Raw genomic sequence first — 16,718 nt, 5'->3', positions numbered from 1 at the left:
TTAATCACGCCTTTTACGCATATCTTATGTAAAAGATTCATATAAGAATAACTCATCAATGAAATAATTGTGTTTATACTGCTTTAACTCAATCACAGCGCACAATTAATTCCTCACCGTGATTAATGATAAGGATATATTCCGCTTGAACGCAATATTCAAGCCGGACCAAGGAGGCAAGCCAATGATATCACATTAATTACCCCTGATTTTCAAACCTGTGTACGAGCATATAGAGCGTTAGGTGCAATATTGTCAACGTCCAAAGGAGTTTGATATGTCATTAGCGACCGATAAGATTTCCGATTATTTAACCCGTTATGAAAGAGGCGATCACGCGGGGAGCAGTAAACCGTCATATACCACGCAAGAGGTTTCAGATCTGCTGCTAAGGAGCCATTATTCCGCCAATGGCAAAGGCGTGACCGACCATGCGGCTACCTTGACCTACTCTTTCCCCGTCTATACCGACAGCGACAAGACGGGCGCCGCGCAGCTTACCGCCGCGCAGCAAGCCCAAACCAAGCTTTCATTGCAATCCTGGTCGGATGTGGCCAACATCACGTTCACCGAGGTTAAAGGCAACGACGCGAAAAATGCAGATATAAAGTTTGGTTTTTATAAGGCGGCCAGCGGGGGCAATTACACCTCGTATGAAAGTACGCAGAGCAATCTCAAAAGCACCATTTGGATCAGCGGCAATAACGGCTACGACGCCTCCAATCCGCAAACCAATAACTACGCCAGGGATACGCTGACTCATGAAATAGGGCATGCGTTGGGGCTTTCTCATCCCGGCAATTATGATGCGTCAAATGCCACCTACCCCACCTACGCCAACTCGGCGAAGTATTATGAAGACGACCATCAATATTCTTTGATGAGCTATTTTAACGAACAATACACCAGCTCTGACTATAAAGGCGTTTGGCCATCAGGGCCGCAGCTGGATGATATTACCGCCATACAGAAGCTTTACGGCGCGAATACCACCACGCGCACCGGCGATACCACCTATGGTTTCAACTCGAATACGGACAGAGACTTTTTGAGCGTTAAGGCGTCCACGGACAAAATCGTGGCGGCTATCTGGGATGCCGGCGGCAATGACACGCTGGATTTTTCAGGCTACAGCCAGGATCAGCGCATCAACATTAACGAAGGCGCATTCTCTGATGTGGGCGGCTTGAAGGCAAATATCGCCATCGCCTACGGCGCGCAGATTGAAAATATCATCGGCGGCAGCGGCGCAGACATTTTAGTGGGCAACGCGCTGAACAATACGCTAAAAGGCGGTGCAGGCAACGACATCATTTACGGTGCCGGCGGCGCCGATCAGCTCTGGGGCAATGCAGGCGCGGACACCTTCGTCTTCCGCGAAGCCGGCGACAGCCAAGCCGCCGCGCCGGATTGGATCCGCGATTTCCAGACGGCGGTGGATAAAATCGATCTGTCGTGGCTCAACCAGACGGCTAAGGCCGACGGGAGCGAGCTGCACTTCGTGGATAGTTTAAGCGGCTCGTTGTATGAAGCGGCACTGAATTATGACGCGCAGCAGAATGTCACCGATCTGGCCATCAATCTCTCCGGCAATCACCTGCCTGATTTCCTGGTTAAAATCGTTGGGCATGTCGACGCTTCCGCCGATATTCTCGTCTAGCCAAGGCAAACCCGCAGTCCGGCCTTCACGCCGGACTGTTTATCTCTCTCAGGCCTCACCCCGGCGTCTTTTTACATTGCCACAGCAATAAATCGCGCCGACGAGGTCACACCGCTTCCAGCTCCGCCGCCAGCGTGGCGACCAGCTCCGCCGCCGGCATCGGCCGCGCCAGGCCCACGCCCTGCCCGGCCCACAGCGACATAAACTCCCCGCGCCCGGCCTTGGCCGCCGCCTGGCGGATATCGCCGGTGAGCGCGTTCTGCACCGGATAAGGCAGGATCTGCGCCTCTTCCGCGCGCATCTGCCGCATGAAATCATTGACGATGCCGCGCGCCGGGCGGCCGCTGAAGGCGCGCGTCAGGCGCGTGCTGTCATCGCCGGCGTTGCGCAGCGCCGCCCGCCAGGCTTCGGCGATGCCCGACTCCGGGCTGCACAGGAACGCGGTGCCCAGCTGCGCCGCCTGCGCGCCCAGCAATTGCGCCGCTGCGATGCCGCGCCCGTTCATGATGCCGCCTGCGGCGATCGCCGGGATCTTCACCGCCGCCACCACCTGCGGCAGCAGGGCCATCAGGCCGACGCAGGATTGCTCAATGTCGCCGAGGAAGGTCGGGCGGTGGCCGCCCGCCTCCGCGCCCGAGACGCACACGAAGTCGGCGCCCGCCTCTTCCCAGGCGCGGGCTTCCGCCACCGTGGTGGCGGTGCCGATCACCCGCGAGCCGGCCTTCTTGAACTGCGTGACCGTGGCGCGCGGCAGCACGCCGAAGGTGAAGCTGACCACCGGCGGCGCCGCCTCCAACAGGGCCGCGATCTGGTCGCGGTTGTTTTCGGCGAATTGGGTCGGCATGGGCGGCTCACTCAGCCCCAGCGCTTCGCGGAACGGCCGCAGCAGGTGCTGGGCGCGCTTGAGCTCGGCGAGATCCGGGTGCTGCTCATCGAGCAGAAACAGATTGATGTTGAACGGCGCGGCGGTCTGCGCGCGGATCTGCTGCACCCGTTCGAGGATCACCGCCGGTGAAAACAGCGCCGCCGCGCACGATCCCAGCGCCCCGGCGTTGCTCACCGCCACCGCCAACGCCGGCGGCGACGCGCCGTTCATCGGCCCCTGAACGATCGGATAGCGCAGCCCAAGCTCGCGGGCAAAAGCAGAAGGTGCCGTCATCAATGTGTCTCCCTGTGCTGACTACATTCGTCTTACGGCGGCCGCGCCGCCGAACCGACCAAAAGCATAGCACCTTCTCGCCGCCTGGCCGTGCAGTTAATGCTTCACCTGACGCCGGTCGAGCGACAGGAAGTGATGCACCACCGGTTTCTCAGGGCCAATGTGGAAGCGCAGCGCCTCCTGCTGCAGGTCGGCGTCGGCGTGCGACACCCGCTGGTGCTGCCGCAGGTGCTCCGCCCAGGACTCCACCAGGAACCACTCCATGATGCATTCCGGATCGCCGGTGTGCTCGGTGATGCCCCAGGCGTAAGCGCCATCGCGGCGGCGCGCCCGTTCCAGCATCAGCAGCGTGCGCAAGAACTGCGGCCGGTCCTGTTCGCGGATGCGGTACTCCACCTGGATCATGACCGGGCCGCGATCGTTTTCAACCGGCGTGTTAACCAACGGCTCCGGCCAATGGTTCGACGGCTGCAGATCGGCCTCACCGGTCGGCAGACGCAGGCGGTGGAACAGCAGCCCCGCCGCCAACAGGCCGACGCCGCCGACCAGCAGCGTGGCGGCCACGCCCAGCTCCTGCGCCACCAGTCCCCACAGCAGGCTGCCCGCCGCCATCGCGCCGTTGAACACCATCAGGTAAATGGCCAGACCACGGCCACGCACCCAGTTGGGCAGCACGCCCTGCGCCGCGCCGTTAAGCGTGGTCAGCGCGATAATCCAGCCGGCGCCCAGCACCAGCAGCAGCACCACCGCCAGCCACTGCGGCGGCGCCAGCGACAGGGCCGCCATCACCACGGCGGTGAGCACCGCCGCCAGCAACACCAGCCCGTCGGCATTCAGCCGCTGGCGCAGACGCGGCAGCACAATAGCCCCAAGGATCGCCCCGGCGCCTACCGCCCCCAGCAGAACGCCGTAGAAACCGGCGCTGCCGCCCAGCATGCGGCGCGCCACCAGCGGCAACAGCGCCCAAACCGAGCTGGAGAAGGCGAAGAACACCGCCGCCCGCAGCAGCACCACGTGCAGCTCGCGGCTGGAGCGGGCATAACGCAGGCCGGCGCGGAAGGCACCGAAGAAATGCTCCGACAGCCCGCTGTCCTCGGCCTTCGGCCGCTTCCACCACAGCAGCGCCGCGATCACCAGCACATAGCTCATCACGTCCGCGCCGTAGGCCGCGCCGGCGCCGAAGCTGGCCAACAGCAGACCGCCGGCCGCCGGGCCGATGGAACGGGCGATGTTGATGCCCAGCGAGTTCAGCGCCACGGCGTTTTTCAGCTCGGTGCGCGGTACCAGCTCCGGCACGATCGCCTGCCAGGTCGGCCCCATCAGCGCCGCGCCGATGCCGCCGACGAAGGTCAGCGCCAGCAGGTATTCCACCGTCAGCGCGCCGGTCTGCGACAGCAGCAACAGGCTGCCGCTGACGCAGGCCAGCAGAATTTGCACGAAGATCAGAAAGCGCCGCCGATCGAGGATGTCCGACAATACCCCGGCCGGGATCGCCAGCAGGAACACCGGTAGCGTAGCGGCGGTCTGCATCAGCGCCACCGCCGAAGGGTTGCTCGACAGGTCGGTGATCAGCCACGAGCTGGCGACGTCGCGCATAAAGCTGCCGACGTTGCCGAGCACCGTGGCGCCCCACAGCACCGCAAATAATGGGATTTTCAGTGGCGCGAAGCCGCCCGCCGCCGCCTTGTTTTCCGTCTGTTCAGCCATCCGTTCGCTCCTTCAAATCGTTAAATGCCACCAGCAACAGCGCGCCGGCCAGCCCGAGGTGTTCAAAAAATCCGTTCATCATCTGGCCGCGCTCCGCCCCGTCGAACTGCCAGAACGGATTGGCCATCAGCGTCGCCATCAGGGTAAAACCGGCCAGCGCCAACGCGCCGAGCCAGCGATAAAAGCCGCTCAGGATCAGCGCCGACGCGGCCAGTTCGAGCAGCGTCACCAGCACGGCGAACAGCGCCGCCGGCTGCAGGCCGAAGTGGGTCATTTCGGCGATGGCGCCCTCAACGTTCAACGCCTTGACCAATCCGCCCTGAATATAGGCGGTACAAATCGCGAGCAGCAGCAGCCAGCGCACCGCGGGCGCATGCAGCCGCTGTACGCAGCGGGCGGCGATAGCAGTCAGGTTCATCGCGCCCCCTTAAAACGGCGAATTCTGGATGAAGGCCAGCAGATCGGCGTTGAAGCGATCGGGATCGACCTGCGCCAAACCGTGAGAACCGCCGGCGTAAACATTCAGCTCCGCCTGTTGCATAAGCTTAGCGGCTTTCAGCGCCGAGGCACCGATCGGCACGATCTGATCGGCGTCACCGTGCACCAGCAGCGTCGGCTTGTCGATCGCCAGCAGATCGGCGGTGTAATCCACTTCGGAGAACGCGCGCACACACTCGTACTGCCCTTTCACGCCGCCCTGCATGCTCATCAGCCAGAAGTGGTCGATCAGCCCCGCATTGCTCTCCACCTCGTCGCAGTGGAGGCCATAGAACGGCACCGCCAAATCTTTGAAGAACTGCGAGCGGTTGCCCGCCACGCCGCTGCGAATGCCGTCGAAGGCCGCCATCGGCGTACCCTCTGGGTTGACCGGCGTTTGCAGCATCAGCGGCGGCACGGCGCCGACCAGCACCACCTTCGCCACCCGATCGCTGCCGTGACGGCCGATGTAGCGCGCCACTTCGCCGCCGCCGGTGGAATGGCCGACCAGGATCAGATCGCGCAGATCCAGCGTTTCGATCAGCAGGGCCAGATCGTCAGCGTATTGATTGATGTCGTTGCCGTGCCAGGTTTGATCGGAACGGCCGTGGCCGCGGCGATCGTGGGCAATCACGCGGAATCCGCTCTGGCCGAAAAACAGCAGCTGGTTGTCCCAGGCGTCGGCGGACAGCGGCCAACCGTGGGAGAACAGGATCGGCTGGCCGCGGCCCCAATCCTTATAGAAAATGCGTGCGCCATCGGGCGCGGTAAGGGTGCTCATGACGTGTTCCCCGCTCGGTATCGAATTGGATTTTGTACGGGTTAACAGTACGGCAGGCGCAAAGGCAGTGATAACGGAATAATTTTCGCATGATCGCGAATTTTTTTGCTGAAGAAGCCGGCGTCACCGCCGGCGCAAAACGTCAGATGTTTTCCAGATCGATGCCGCGCGTTTTCGGGCCGAACAGCCCGATCACCAGCATCACGATCAGCATGCTGGCAACGATAAACGCGATCACTCCCAGCGAACCGCCGTACTGCAAGATAATACCGATGATGATACTGCTGAACACCGTCGACAGGCGGCTGAAGGAGTAGCAGAAGCCGACGGCGCGGGCGCGGATATGGGTCGGGAAGATCTCGGACTGGTAAGAGTGGTAGCTGTAGGTCAGCCAGGCGTTGGACCAGGTGATGAAGAAGCCGCACAGGATCAGCCACAGCGGGTTGTTCTGCAGTGCGAACAGCGAGCCGAAGATCACCGTCACCAGGCAGGACAACACGATCTGCCACTTGTTCTCCATCTTGTCGGCGTAGAAGCTGCACAGCAGCGAGCCCAGCGGGTAAGCCAGCGTGATGAAGAAAGCGTACAGCAGGCTGTGGGTGACCGAAGCGCCCTTGCCCGACAGCAGCGCCGGTAGCCAGTTGCCGAAGCCGAAGAAGCCGATGGCCTGAAAGAAGTTCATCACCACCAGCATCAGCGTGCGATCGCGATACTGCGGCGCCCAGATGTCGCGAAAGCGGCCGCGCAGAGGCGCCCCCTCGGCATCGTCCACCGGGCGCGACGGAAAATCAGTGGCCGCCACGCCGCAGCGCCGCTCCATGTCCCGCATCACCTGCCGGGCCTGCGCATAGCGCCGCTGCTGCACCAGCCAGCGCGGCGACTCCGGCAGCCCCTTGCGCACCAGCCAGATCACCAGCGAAGCCAGCGCGCCGGCGATCACCACGTAGCGCCAGCCGCTCAGGCCCCAAATCGTCTGCGGCACCAGCCACCAGGACATCAGCGCCACCGCCGGCACCGACAGAAACTGCACGAAGAACGCGAAGGCGAAAGCCCGGGTACGCAAGTGCGCGGGGACCCATTCCGTCAGGTAAGTGTCGATGGTCACCAGCTCGATACCGAGCCCAACGCCCACCAGAAAACGCAGAAAGATCACCCATTCCGCCTGCTGTTGAAACGCCAGCAGCAGCGAGAACGCGCCATACCAGATCAGGGCGAACATAAAGGTGGCACGCCGGCCGAAGCGATCGGCGTACGGGCTCAGCAGGCTGGCGCCGACGAACAGGCCGAGAAAGGTGGCGGAGGCGAAGGCCGCCTGATCCGACACGCCGAAGACACCCAGCGCGCCGGTGTGGAAAATGCCGTCGGCGATAAGGCCGGTGCTGATATAGCCGGTCTGGAACAGATCGTAGAGTTCGAAAAAGCCGCCCAGCGACAGCAGAATAATAAAGCGCCACAGGCCGGCCGACGCGGGCAAGGCGTCGATTCTGGCCGCCAAATCCCGCGCATGGATCGGCGACGCCGCTACAGAGTCACTCACCGTTAACCTCGCATTAACATTTTTGATGACTTTCTATGCTAGCGAAGCGGCGTCGGAGTTAAATTTTTAATTAGCAGACTATGAAAAAAAGTTAAGCATAAAACGCTGCAGCAGCCTGTTTTATAGCAGGAAAATGCAGCGCGGGATGCCGCAGCGGCATCCCGAATCGGTGGATTAACGACTGTGGTGCTGCTGCAGCCGTTCGCTGCGATAGACGCTCAGCAGGCACCAGCCGAGAGCGATCAGCGCCAGCGGCGCGGCGACGAAGCCGATGTTGCCCATGCCCAGATGCAGGCTCACCTGGTTGCCCAGCAGCGCGCCGCTGCCGATGCCGAAGTTGTAGAGGCCGGAGAAGATCGCCATCGCCACGTCGGTGGCGTCCGGCGCCAGGCTCAGCACTTTGGCCTGCATCGACAGGCCGATGGCCATGATCGCCATGCCCCAGAAGATGCACAGCACCGTCAGGTGGCTTTCGCTGCCGGCGGCCGGCAACAGCAGCAGCAGGCTCAAGGCCAGCAGCACGATGGCGCCGATAAAGAAGCCGGAAGGAAAACGCTCGCTGTAGCGGCTGAACAGCAGGCTGCCGACGATGCCGGCGGCGCCGAACAGCAGCAGCATCAGCGTGGTGAAGTTCTCCGACAGCCCGGCCACGGTCTGGATAAACGGCTCGATGTAGCTGTAGGCGGTGAAGTGCGCCGTCACCACGATGATAGTCAGCATGTACAGCGCCACCAGCGCCGGGCGTTTGAACAGCAGCGGCACGCTGGCCAGCGAGCCGGAATGCTCGCTTTTCAGTACCGGCAGCAGGCGCCACAGCAGCACCAGCGCCAGGGTGGCGCACACCGCGATGCCGATAAAGGTCATGCGCCAACCGAGCAACTGCCCCACCACCCGCCCGAGCGGCAGGCCGAGCACCATCGCCAGCGCGGTGCCCCCCGCCAGCAGGCTCAGCGCCTGGGCTTTCTTGCCCGGCGGCGCCACGCGGATCGCCAGCGAGGCGGTGATCGACCAGAACACCGAGTGCGCCAGCGCCACGCCGGCGCGCGAGATAACCAGCGTGGTGAAGTCCCAGGCCACGGCGGTCAGCACGTGGCTGGCGATAAACAGCATGAACACGCCGATCAGCAGCTTGCGGCGCTCAATTTTGCTGGTCAGCAGCATGCACGCCAACGAGGCGGCGGCGACGATCCAGGCATAAATGGTAATGATCAGGCCGACCTGTTCGGTTTGCATCGAGAAGCTGGCGGCGATATCGCTCAGCAGACCGACCGGGATAAATTCGGTGGTGTTGAAGATAAAGGCCGAGACGGCGAGGATAACCACGCGCAACCAGGCGGTTGAGCGCGAAACGGGAGCGTGTTCCATGGTAAACAAAATCCGGACAGGTGCGGGCAAGTAGCGATATTTTAACCAACCGGCCCGCTAAATGCGATACGCGTCACACTTTAATTGTGTGGTTTTTTTCGCCGCATTTCGACACATTCGCAGACACACGGTTGCACAAATGCTGTGCTAATCTCTTGAAGCGTACCAATTTTTCCTGCCGCTCTTCCCCTCCGGCCGCCACACAGGACGCGCCGCGCCGAAGAACCGCGCGCAGTGTCCCTTTGGCGTTTTCTGAGGCGAGGTCATTATGTCTGCGATTTATGATTGGTCCGTGCTCGCATTGCGCAATGTTTACGATCGCCGCATTCAGGGCAAACCAGTGCTCGACAGCGCCGCGCTGTTCCCCGACGCCGAACGTTTCACCGCTCAATGGCGGCAGATCCGCGAAGAGGCGCTGACCGTCGCCCACGATCTGCACAATATTCCCCGCTTTCACGAGATCATGATCCAGCAGGAATCGATCTCCGCCAACGACGCGCGCGACTGGCGCATGTTCATCATGAAGGCCTACGGCCAGCCGATTGACCGCAACCTGGCGCGTTGCCCGACGCTGGCGGCGCTGATCGCTTCGTCGCCGGACGTACTGTCCGCCTCGCTCTCCTTCCTCGCGCCCGGCAAGCAGGTGCCGCCCCACCGCGGGCCGTTTCGCGGCATTCTGCGCGGCTATCTGGTGCTGGACATGCCCAAACGCGCCGACGGCGTACCCGCGGCGGTGCTGAAAGTGGACGGCCGCGAATACCGGCTGCACGAAGGGGAGTTCATGCTGTGGGACGATACCTTCGAACACGAGGTGTGGAACGACAGCCCGCAGGTGCGCACCGTGCTGCTGCTGGACATCCGCCGCCGCGACATGCCCGGCGGGCTGCGGCTGCTCTCCAGCGCCATCATCGCCCTGGTGCGGCTGAACGTGCGCTGGATGCAGCGCCAGTTCTGATTCCGGCGCTCAGGCGACTAACCGTCCTGAGAGATCGGCCATTGCTGCGCCAGCCACTGCTCGGCGGTGGTGGTGGCTATGCCCTGGCGCGCATTGAAGGTTTTCGCCTTATCCCAGGCCACGCCGTCGGGGCGGGCGAAAGCCAGCCGGTATTTGGCGCCGACGTCGCGCGGATGGTTCCGCACCTCCTCCTGCAGCCGCTCTTTGTCCAACAGGACTCTGTTGACCTCCACGCCCCAGTGCGCCTGCATGACATCGGCAAGCTCGCGGTAGGTCAGCGTGTCCCCGGCGATATAGACTACCTGGTTGCGAAACGCGGGCCGATGGAAAAAAATCGCGGCCGTCAGCCGGCCAATGTCCGCGGGAGTGGTCAGCGTCACCGCGTAGCGCCAGTCGCCCAGCGCGCGCACCGTTTTGGTTGCCGCGTCCACCACGCCAAAGCCCGAGTCAAACAGGTAGCTGGTGAAAATGCCCGTGGAAACAATCACCCACTCCGTCGTCTTCTGCGCACGCAACAGGTGACGCACCTCGAGCTGTTCATCCCACACCGGCTGCCCGCTGCCTTTGCCGACAACATCGTAGTCCACGCCGAACTGCCACGGGAAGTAGCGCGCCACGCCCGCTTGCAAGACGGCCTGGGTGATCTTTATCTGCGTGCCCGCCCCGCCGACAAAGCCGCTACAGTTGATCACCGCGTCGAAGGAACGGAATAGCGCACTCAGCGCCTCCACGCCGTTTTGCTGCAGATCGCCTTCCACCACGGCGATACCGAGCCGCGCCAGCGCATCCCGCCGTGCACGATGCGGGCCGCTCTCGGCGCGGGCGGCCTCCGGCCGGAGCAGCACGCTGATTTTTAAAGCATGGTGTAACCGAGCCTGCCGGCTCATCGCACGCAATACCGGCAGCCCCAGTTCACCGGCGCCGAGGATGAGCACGGTATTGATAGATGGATTTGTGGATTTCATTCTTGCCTCCTGTCTTGACACTGCGCCATCCTGACAGCTGACAAAAACGGGTTCAATTAGGTACACGCGTGATACCGGAGAGGAATATGACGAACGATCGGGAAGCGCTGCTGCAATTTTCACAGGCGTTCTGTGAAGCATTGAGCAACGACGATGAAGGGCTAAAGCGTGAGATCCTCGCGCATGCGGGCAACCGTTGGTCGCTGGGGGTATTGCATATCCTGGGTACCCACGGGCCGCTGCGCCACGGCGAGATAGGCCGCCAATTAGCGGGCGTGACGCAGAGAATGCTGACGCGGACGCTGCGCCATCTCGAGCGGGACGGGTTGATATCGCGCTGCGATTATCAGGAAAAACTGCCCCGCGTGGTTTACACCATCACCGACGCGGGGGAAGAGATGCTGCTCAACATGCTGCCGCTCTGGTCGTGGATTATCTCCTCCGCCGGCTCCTTCAGAGCGGCCCGCTCGCGCTACGATGATCAAGAACGAAGCGCCATCGAGGGATGAACGTGGGCATCCCTGCCCGTGGGGCGGCGCTCAGCCGCCGCCCAGATAGGCCTTTCTCACCTCCGGATCGTTCAACAGCTCCTGGCCGCTGCCGGTGAGGCGGATCTGGCCGTTGACCATCACATAACCGCGATCGGACAACTTCAGCGCGTGGTTGGCGTTCTGCTCCACCAGAAACAGCGTCATGCCGCTGCGGGTCAGCTCGCGCAGCACGCCGAAGATCTGCCGCACCACGATCGGCGCCAGCCCCAGGCTCGGCTCGTCCAACAGCAGTAGCTTCGGCCGGCTCATCAGCGCGCGGGCGATCGCCAACATCTGCTGCTCACCGCCGGACAGGGTCATCGCCCGCTGGTTGCGCCGCTCTTTCAGGCGCGGAAACAGCTCGAACATGCGCGGCAAATCCTCCTCCAGGTAGCGATTGCCGACGGTGATGGTGCCCATCAGCAGGTTCTCCTCTACGCTCATGTCCGGAAAGATGCGCCGCCCTTCCGGCGCCTGCGCGATGCCGCTGCTGGCAACAAAGTGCGTGGAGCGACGGCTGATGTCCTCGCCGCCAAACAGGATCTGCCCGCCGGCGATGCGCGGCTGGCCGAAGATCGACATCAACAGCGTGGATTTGCCCGCGCCGTTGGCGCCGATCAGCGCCACCGTCTCCCCGGCGTTAACCTGCAACGACACCTTGCGCAGCGCCTGGATCGGCCCGTAAAACACGTCCACTTCGCGAAATTCCAGCATCGCCTCGCTCATCCCGCCAGCTCCTCTTCGTCCGCGCCCAGGTAGGCGGCGATCACCGCCTCGTTGTGCTGGATCTCCTGCGGCGTGCCGCGGGCGATCACGTCGCCGTGATCGAGCACGATCACCCGATCGGAGATCTCCATCACCATGCCCATATCATGCTCGATCAGCAGCACCGTGATGCCGTGATGCTGGCGCAGGAAGCGGATAATGCGGCTCAGCGTGGCCGTCTCCACCGGGTTCAGCCCGGCGGCAGGCTCGTCGAGGCAGATCATCTCCGGCGCGGTGCACATGGCGCGCGCGATCTCCAGCCGCCGCTGCTGGCCGTAGGACATCTCCCCCGCCAGCCGGTTGGCGCAGTCCACCAGATCTACCACCTCCAGCCAGTAGAAGGCGTGATCGAGCGCGGCGCTTTCCGCCCGGCGGTAGCCCGGCGTATTCAGCACCCCGGCGATCAGGTTGCGGTTACTCTGCATGTGCTGCGCCACCAGCAGGTTCTCCACCACCGACATTTCGCGGAACAGGCGGATATTCTGGAAGGTACGCGCCAGCCCGGCGCGGTTGACCAGATGGGTGCCGCCGAACATCTTGTAATAGAGGCGCGAACCGAGCCGCTTCGGGCGTATCCAATCACCGGCGCGAAACTTCTGCCCCAGCACCTGGATCACATCGGTTGGCCGCTTGTGGGTATTGAGCAGGATCGCGCCGCCGGTGGCGCGGTAAAAACCGGTCAGGCAGTTGAACACCGTGGTCTTGCCGGCGCCGTTGGGGCCGATCAGGGCGGTGATGGAGCCGCGCTCCACCTCCAGATTGACGTCGTTCAGCGCCTTGATGCCGCCAAAGCGCATCATCAGGTGTTCCACCCGCAAAATGGCGTCGCTCATGGCGCCACCCCCTTGCGTTCCGCAAAGCTGGCGCGGCTGATGCGCACCAGCCCGCGCGGCCGCCAGATCATCATCGCCACCATCAGCACGCCGAACAACAGCACCCGGTATTCGGCAAAGCTGCGCAGCAGCTCCGGCGCCACCGTCAGCACGAAGGCCGCCAGCACCACGCCAAGGGTAGACCCCATGCCGCCCAATACCACGATCGCCAGGATCAGCGCCGACTCGAAGAAGGTGAACGAGGTCGGGTTGACAAAGCCCTGATAGGTGGCGAAAAACACCCCCGCCAGCCCGGCGGTAGAGGCGCCCAGCATAAACGCCGACAGCTTCACCAGCACGTGGTTCAGCCCGAGAGAGCGGCAGGCGATCTCATCTTCGCGCAGCGCCTCCCAGGCGCGGCCGATCGGCATGCGCGTCAGCCGGTGCTTGATGTACAGCACCAGCAGCACCACCAAAAACAGCACCGCGTAGATGAAAATGAACTTGAGATTCGGGTTGTAATCGATGCCGAGAAACTCGTGGATCGGCACGCCGCCGTCTTTGGCGCGCCGGCCGAATTCCAGGCCGAACACCGTCGGCGCCGGCACCGAAATGCCGTTCGGCCCGCCGGTGAGCGACATCCAGTTGTTCAGCACCAGCCGGATGATCTCGCCGAACCCGAGCGTGACGATCGCCAGGTAGTCGCCGTGCATGCGCAGCACCGGGAAACCCAGCAGCGCGCCCGCCAACGCCGCCATCAGCGCCCCCAGCGGCAGCATCGCCCAAAACCCCAGCCCGAGATACTGGTAGCCCAACGCCAACCCGTAGGCGCCGATGGCGTAAAACGCCACGTACCCCAGATCGAGCAGCCCCGCCAACCCGACCACGATGTTCAGCCCCAGCCCGAGCAGCACGTAGATCAGGCCGAGGATCGCCACCGTCAGCAGGTATTTGGTGGCGACGAACGGGAACAGCAGCGCGATCGCCGCCATCAGCGGCAGGAACCAGCGCAGGTTGGATTTATCGCCCAGCGGCCGTACGTAGACGCCGTCGTTGCCGCCGTCGAAGCGCGCCAGCACTCTGCGCCCCGGCGCGGTTTGCAGGAACAGGCTCAGCAGCAGCCGCCCGACCATCACCGCGACGATAATCCACACCAGCCGGTGCGGTTCGAAGTTGAAGCTGTAGCCGTTCAGCACGATGCCGACGATCGGCCCGAACACGATCAGGGCGATCAGCCCGGCCAAGACGGCGTCCAGCAGGCTGCGTTTAACGTCCAGCCCGCCGTTGATCACGGATTGCGACATGGCATTCTCCTTAAACCTTGGCGATCAGCGGCCGGCCGAGCAGCCCCTGCGGACGGAAGATCAGAATCGCCACCAGCAACCCGAAGGAGAACACGTCCTTGTAATCCGAGTTCACCATGCCGGCGAACTGCGCCTCCGCCACCCCGAGCAGCAGCCCGCCCAGCATCGCGCCCGGCAGCGAGCCGATGCCGCCCAGCACCGCGGCGGTGAAGGCCTTGATACCGATGATAAAGCCGACGTAAAAATCGAAGGTGCCGTAGTTCATGGTGATCAGCACCCCGGCCAGCCCGGCCATGGCAGCACCGATCACAAACACCAGCGAGATCACCCGATCGGTATTGATGCCGAGAATCGAGGCCATTTTGCGATCCTGCTGGGTGGCGCGGCAGATGCGCCCCAGCCGGGTACGCTGAATGATGTAGGTGAGGATCGCCATGCCGAGCAGTGACGCCACCAGAATGAACACCTTGGTGTAGGTGATCTGCACCACGCCGCCGTCGAACTCCAGGCGGAACACGCCGCTCAGCAGCGTAGGGATACCCTGCTGGCGCGGCCCCTGGCTTATCTGCGCGTAGTTTTGCAGGATTAACGACATGCCGATGGCGGAGATCAGCGGCGCCAGGCGGGTGGAGTTGCGCAGCGGCTTGTAGGCAATACGCTCGATCACCCAGCCGTACACCCCGGTGATAACGATGGTGAACACCAGCGTGCCGAGGATCAGCAACGGGAACGAGTGCAGCCCGAAGAACGACAGCAGCGCCAAACCGATGGCGCACAGGTAGGCGGAGATCATGTACACCTCGCCGTGAGCGAAGTTGATCATACCGATGATGCCGTAAACCATGGTGTAGCCAATGGCGATTAGGCCATACACCGCACCGAGGGTCAGGCCGTTGATCAGCTGTTGCAGAAAGAATACATCCATAATGAGCAGTCTCGCCTGGTAAGGCCGCCAACGCAGTCCGACGCGGCCCAAAGGTCATCGAGGAACGGGCTCGCCAGGGCGGCGAGCCCGTCTGTCATAGAGTCACAACGTCAGTATTGGGTTGTTCAAAGCTGGTGATATTTGCCCTTGTCATCCCACTGATAGACCACGTAGTCCGAGACCTTCAGGTCGCCCTTCTGATCCCAGGCTTTTTTGCCCATCACGGTGTCGACATCGTGCGACTTCAGCCATTCGGCGGCCTTGGCGCTGTCTTTGCCGCCGGTGGCGTTGAAGGCGGCGGCGATCGCCTGGATCGAGGCATAGGAGTAGAGGGTGTACCCTTCCGGTTCAAAACCGCTGGCGCGGAACTTGGCGATCACCGCCTTGCCTTCCGCGATCTGACGCGGATCGTTGCCGAAGGTCATCAGCACGCCGTTGGTGTACTGCGGCCCGCCGGCGGCGGTCACCAGCTCTTCGGTCACCACGCAGTCGCCGGAGAAGAACTTGGCGGTCACGCCCTGCTCGCGCATCTGGCGCACCAGCGGCCCGGCTTCCGGATGGCAGCCGCCGAAGTAGACCACGTCCGGCTTGACCGAGGCGATCTTGGTCACCAGCGCGTTGAAGTCTTTCTCACCGCGCGACAGCCCCTCATACAGCACTTCCTTGACCCCGCGCTTGTTCATTGCCGCCTTCGCTGCGTCCGCCAGCCCCTGGCCGTAGGTGTCTTTATCGTGGATCACCGCGATGCGTTTGGCCTTCAGGGTATCCAGCATGTAGTTGGTGGCGATCACCCCCTGCTGATCGTCGCGCCCGCACATGCGGAACATCGTCTTCATGCCGCGCTCGGTGATCTGCGGGTTGGTGGAGCCGGGGGTAATGGCGATGATGCCGGCCTCGTCATACACCTCGGAGGCGGGCATGGTGGAAGAGGAGCAGAAGTGGCCGACCACCGCCGAGACCTTGTCCTGATCCACCAGCCGGTTGGCGACCGCGACCGCCTGTTTCGGTTCGCAGGCGTCATCCCCCTGCACCAGCTTGATTTTTTCCCCTTTGATGCCGCCGGCGGCGTTGATATCCGCCGCCGCCTGCGAAGCCCCGCGCCAATACTGATCGCCGTAAGTGGCGTTCGGCCCGGAGAACGGCCCGGCGACGCCGATGACAATATCGGCCTGCGCGGAAAACGCCGTACCTAAACAACCGATGAGCAAAGCAGCGAGCGGACTTTTTATCAATTTCGATGACATTGTTATCTTCCTCAGCACTGTTGTAGCGAAACGCCCTGGGGCGCGGATCAGTCACTTTATGTGTAGACGGGGAAAATAATTTTCTTGAGAGCGCAGTCGCATTCCCCAAAAATGGGTAAGCAAAAATCCAGCCATTGTGACGACGAATACATATTGTTTGCTTATTCATCCTACATATCAGTTGCGGCGCGGCGTGTGGCGGCGTTAGCCGGAGACTGGGCAATACGGCTAGCGCGAGAGGAAGTATGGGAGGGAGAACGGCCCTGCACCATCGCCGTGCAAGGGCATGTGCAAGCGACGCGATAACGAGACCGGCGGCAAACATCACCGCCTGGCGATGTAAAATGCCGAAAAACAGCGCAAGGTGCTCATTCCCTCAGCAAACGCACTTTTTTTGCAGTTTAGCGCTTTGACAAACCCCAGGCGCCCCGCTATTATTCGCCCCGTTCACACGATTCCTCTGTAGTTCAGTCGGTAGAACGGCGGACTGTTAATCCGTATGTCACTGGTTCGAGTCCAGTCAGAGGAGCCA

Annotated in this window: 15 protein-coding genes and 1 tRNA gene; 4 read left to right on the top strand and 12 right to left on the bottom strand. The window is 62.5% G+C overall.

Going from position 1 to position 16,718, the window contains the following annotated elements; genetic code table 11:
• The first annotated feature begins 277 nt into the window (after nt 1-277).
• Nucleotides 278-1,660, top strand: coding sequence for a serralysin family metalloprotease (locus ACJ8IL_RS20010; RefSeq protein WP_442516786.1), 1,383 nt, complete (start codon nt 278-280; stop codon nt 1,658-1,660).
• 106 nt (nt 1,661-1,766) lie between these two features.
• Here the strand turns inward: ACJ8IL_RS20010 and ACJ8IL_RS20005 are convergent, their stop codons facing one another.
• The 6 genes from ACJ8IL_RS20005 to ACJ8IL_RS19980 form a co-directional block, all read right to left on the bottom strand.
• Nucleotides 1,767-2,819: an NAD(P)H-dependent flavin oxidoreductase gene (locus ACJ8IL_RS20005; RefSeq protein ID WP_142590222.1), complete on the bottom strand. Its 1,053-nt coding sequence runs from the start codon at nt 2,817-2,819 to the stop codon at nt 1,767-1,769.
• 96 nt (nt 2,820-2,915) lie between these two features.
• Nucleotides 2,916-4,526 carry an MFS transporter gene (locus tag ACJ8IL_RS20000; protein ID WP_049203315.1) on the bottom strand — a complete coding sequence of 537 codons (1,611 nt, stop codon included), beginning with the start codon at nt 4,524-4,526 and terminating at the stop codon, nt 2,916-2,918.
• Nucleotides 4,519-4,944, bottom strand: coding sequence for a DoxX family protein (locus ACJ8IL_RS19995; RefSeq protein WP_043143109.1), 426 nt, complete (start codon nt 4,942-4,944; stop codon nt 4,519-4,521). Before ACJ8IL_RS19995 ends, ACJ8IL_RS20000 begins: the two co-directional genes overlap by 8 nt.
• A gap of 9 nt (nt 4,945-4,953) precedes the next feature.
• Nucleotides 4,954-5,784, bottom strand: a complete 831-nt coding sequence (locus tag ACJ8IL_RS19990; protein WP_043143107.1) for an alpha/beta fold hydrolase — start codon at nt 5,782-5,784, stop codon at nt 4,954-4,956.
• 142 nt (nt 5,785-5,926) lie between these two features.
• Nucleotides 5,927-7,321 carry an MFS transporter gene (locus ACJ8IL_RS19985; RefSeq protein ID WP_334273795.1) on the bottom strand — a complete coding sequence of 465 codons (1,395 nt, stop codon included), beginning with the start codon at nt 7,319-7,321 and terminating at the stop codon, nt 5,927-5,929.
• Between the two features lie 174 nt (nt 7,322-7,495).
• On the bottom strand, nt 7,496-8,686 hold the full coding sequence (locus ACJ8IL_RS19980; RefSeq protein WP_025303485.1) for a sugar transporter: 1,191 nt from the start codon (nt 8,684-8,686) through the stop codon (nt 7,496-7,498).
• Between the two features lie 268 nt (nt 8,687-8,954).
• On the opposite strand from ACJ8IL_RS19980, the gene ACJ8IL_RS19975 reads away from it, so the two are divergent.
• Entirely contained in the window at nt 8,955-9,641 is a 687-nt protein-coding gene (locus ACJ8IL_RS19975) for an aspartyl/asparaginyl beta-hydroxylase domain-containing protein (RefSeq protein ID WP_025303486.1), read from the top strand.
• A 17-nt stretch (nt 9,642-9,658) separates the two neighbouring features.
• Here ACJ8IL_RS19975 and ACJ8IL_RS19970 read toward each other — a convergent pair whose 3' ends face one another.
• The gene (locus tag ACJ8IL_RS19970; protein WP_308370081.1) at nt 9,659-10,606 is read right to left on the bottom strand and encodes an aromatic alcohol reductase; all 948 of its coding nucleotides are present in this window, start codon (nt 10,604-10,606) and stop codon (nt 9,659-9,661) included.
• Nucleotides 10,607-10,692: 86 nt separating this feature from the next.
• Between ACJ8IL_RS19970 and ACJ8IL_RS19965 the strand changes: the two genes are divergently transcribed.
• Nucleotides 10,693-11,115, top strand: coding sequence for a winged helix-turn-helix transcriptional regulator (locus tag ACJ8IL_RS19965; protein WP_060433579.1), 423 nt, complete (start codon nt 10,693-10,695; stop codon nt 11,113-11,115).
• Nucleotides 11,116-11,145: 30 nt separating this feature from the next.
• Here ACJ8IL_RS19965 and ACJ8IL_RS19960 read toward each other — a convergent pair whose 3' ends face one another.
• The 5 genes from ACJ8IL_RS19960 to ACJ8IL_RS19940 all read right to left on the bottom strand — a co-directional run bounded on the left by ACJ8IL_RS19960 (nt 11,146) and on the right by ACJ8IL_RS19940 (nt 16,186).
• Nucleotides 11,146-11,862, bottom strand: coding sequence for an ABC transporter ATP-binding protein (locus ACJ8IL_RS19960; protein WP_060433581.1), 717 nt, complete (start codon nt 11,860-11,862; stop codon nt 11,146-11,148).
• Nucleotides 11,859-12,734 carry an ABC transporter ATP-binding protein gene (locus ACJ8IL_RS19955; RefSeq protein ID WP_025303490.1) on the bottom strand — a complete coding sequence of 292 codons (876 nt, stop codon included), beginning with the start codon at nt 12,732-12,734 and terminating at the stop codon, nt 11,859-11,861. Before ACJ8IL_RS19955 ends, ACJ8IL_RS19960 begins: the two co-directional genes overlap by 4 nt.
• Nucleotides 12,731-14,017 (bottom strand): high-affinity branched-chain amino acid ABC transporter permease LivM, encoded by a 1,287-nt coding sequence (livM, locus tag ACJ8IL_RS19950; RefSeq protein WP_049209259.1) that lies wholly within the window; start codon nt 14,015-14,017, stop codon nt 12,731-12,733. The genes ACJ8IL_RS19955 and livM overlap by 4 nt, the downstream gene beginning before the upstream one ends.
• Nucleotides 14,018-14,027: 10 nt before the next feature.
• On the bottom strand, nt 14,028-14,942 hold the full coding sequence (locus tag ACJ8IL_RS19945; RefSeq protein WP_004928592.1) for an ABC transporter permease subunit: 915 nt from the start codon (nt 14,940-14,942) through the stop codon (nt 14,028-14,030).
• Between the two features lie 125 nt (nt 14,943-15,067).
• The gene (locus ACJ8IL_RS19940) at nt 15,068-16,186 is read right to left on the bottom strand and encodes a branched-chain amino acid ABC transporter substrate-binding protein (RefSeq protein ID WP_016927040.1); all 1,119 of its coding nucleotides are present in this window, start codon (nt 16,184-16,186) and stop codon (nt 15,068-15,070) included.
• A gap of 456 nt (nt 16,187-16,642) precedes the next feature.
• Between ACJ8IL_RS19940 and ACJ8IL_RS19935 the strand changes: the two genes are divergently transcribed.
• A tRNA-Asn gene (locus ACJ8IL_RS19935) sits at nt 16,643-16,718 on the top strand.

Origin of the sequence: Serratia sp. CY47444, assembly GCF_052168635.1 — a bacterium.
GTDB lineage: Bacteria > Pseudomonadota > Gammaproteobacteria > Enterobacterales > Enterobacteriaceae > Serratia > Serratia bockelmannii.
Note: the sequence above shows the minus strand (reverse complement) of the source record. Positions and strands in the feature narration are given on the sequence as shown.

Bases quoted from the DNA above. Each gene is read 5' to 3' on its own strand.
- ACJ8IL_RS19960 (WP_060433581.1), bottom strand. From the start codon at position 11,862: ATGAGCGAGGCGATGCTGGAATTTCGCGAAGTGGACGTGTTTTACGGG.
- ACJ8IL_RS19995 (WP_043143109.1), bottom strand. From the start codon at position 4,944: ATGAACCTGACTGCTATCGCCGCCCGCTGCGTACAGCGGCTGCATGCG.
- ACJ8IL_RS20000 (WP_049203315.1), bottom strand. From the start codon at position 4,526: ATGGCTGAACAGACGGAAAACAAGGCGGCGGCGGGCGGCTTCGCGCCA.
- ACJ8IL_RS19975 (WP_025303486.1), top strand. From the start codon at position 8,955: ATGTCTGCGATTTATGATTGGTCCGTGCTCGCATTGCGCAATGTTTAC.
- ACJ8IL_RS19990 (WP_043143107.1), bottom strand. From the start codon at position 5,784: ATGAGCACCCTTACCGCGCCCGATGGCGCACGCATTTTCTATAAGGAT.
- ACJ8IL_RS20010 (WP_442516786.1), top strand. From the start codon at position 278: ATGTCATTAGCGACCGATAAGATTTCCGATTATTTAACCCGTTATGAA.
- ACJ8IL_RS19980 (WP_025303485.1), bottom strand. From the start codon at position 8,686: ATGGAACACGCTCCCGTTTCGCGCTCAACCGCCTGGTTGCGCGTGGTT.
- ACJ8IL_RS19965 (WP_060433579.1), top strand. From the start codon at position 10,693: ATGACGAACGATCGGGAAGCGCTGCTGCAATTTTCACAGGCGTTCTGT.
- ACJ8IL_RS19940 (WP_016927040.1), bottom strand. From the start codon at position 16,186: ATGTCATCGAAATTGATAAAAAGTCCGCTCGCTGCTTTGCTCATCGGT.
- livM (WP_049209259.1), bottom strand. From the start codon at position 14,017: ATGTCGCAATCCGTGATCAACGGCGGGCTGGACGTTAAACGCAGCCTG.
- ACJ8IL_RS19955 (WP_025303490.1), bottom strand. From the start codon at position 12,734: ATGAGCGACGCCATTTTGCGGGTGGAACACCTGATGATGCGCTTTGGC.
- ACJ8IL_RS19945 (WP_004928592.1), bottom strand. From the start codon at position 14,942: ATGGATGTATTCTTTCTGCAACAGCTGATCAACGGCCTGACCCTCGGT.
- ACJ8IL_RS20005 (WP_142590222.1), bottom strand. From the start codon at position 2,819: ATGACGGCACCTTCTGCTTTTGCCCGCGAGCTTGGGCTGCGCTATCCG.
- ACJ8IL_RS19970 (WP_308370081.1), bottom strand. From the start codon at position 10,606: ATGAAATCCACAAATCCATCTATCAATACCGTGCTCATCCTCGGCGCC.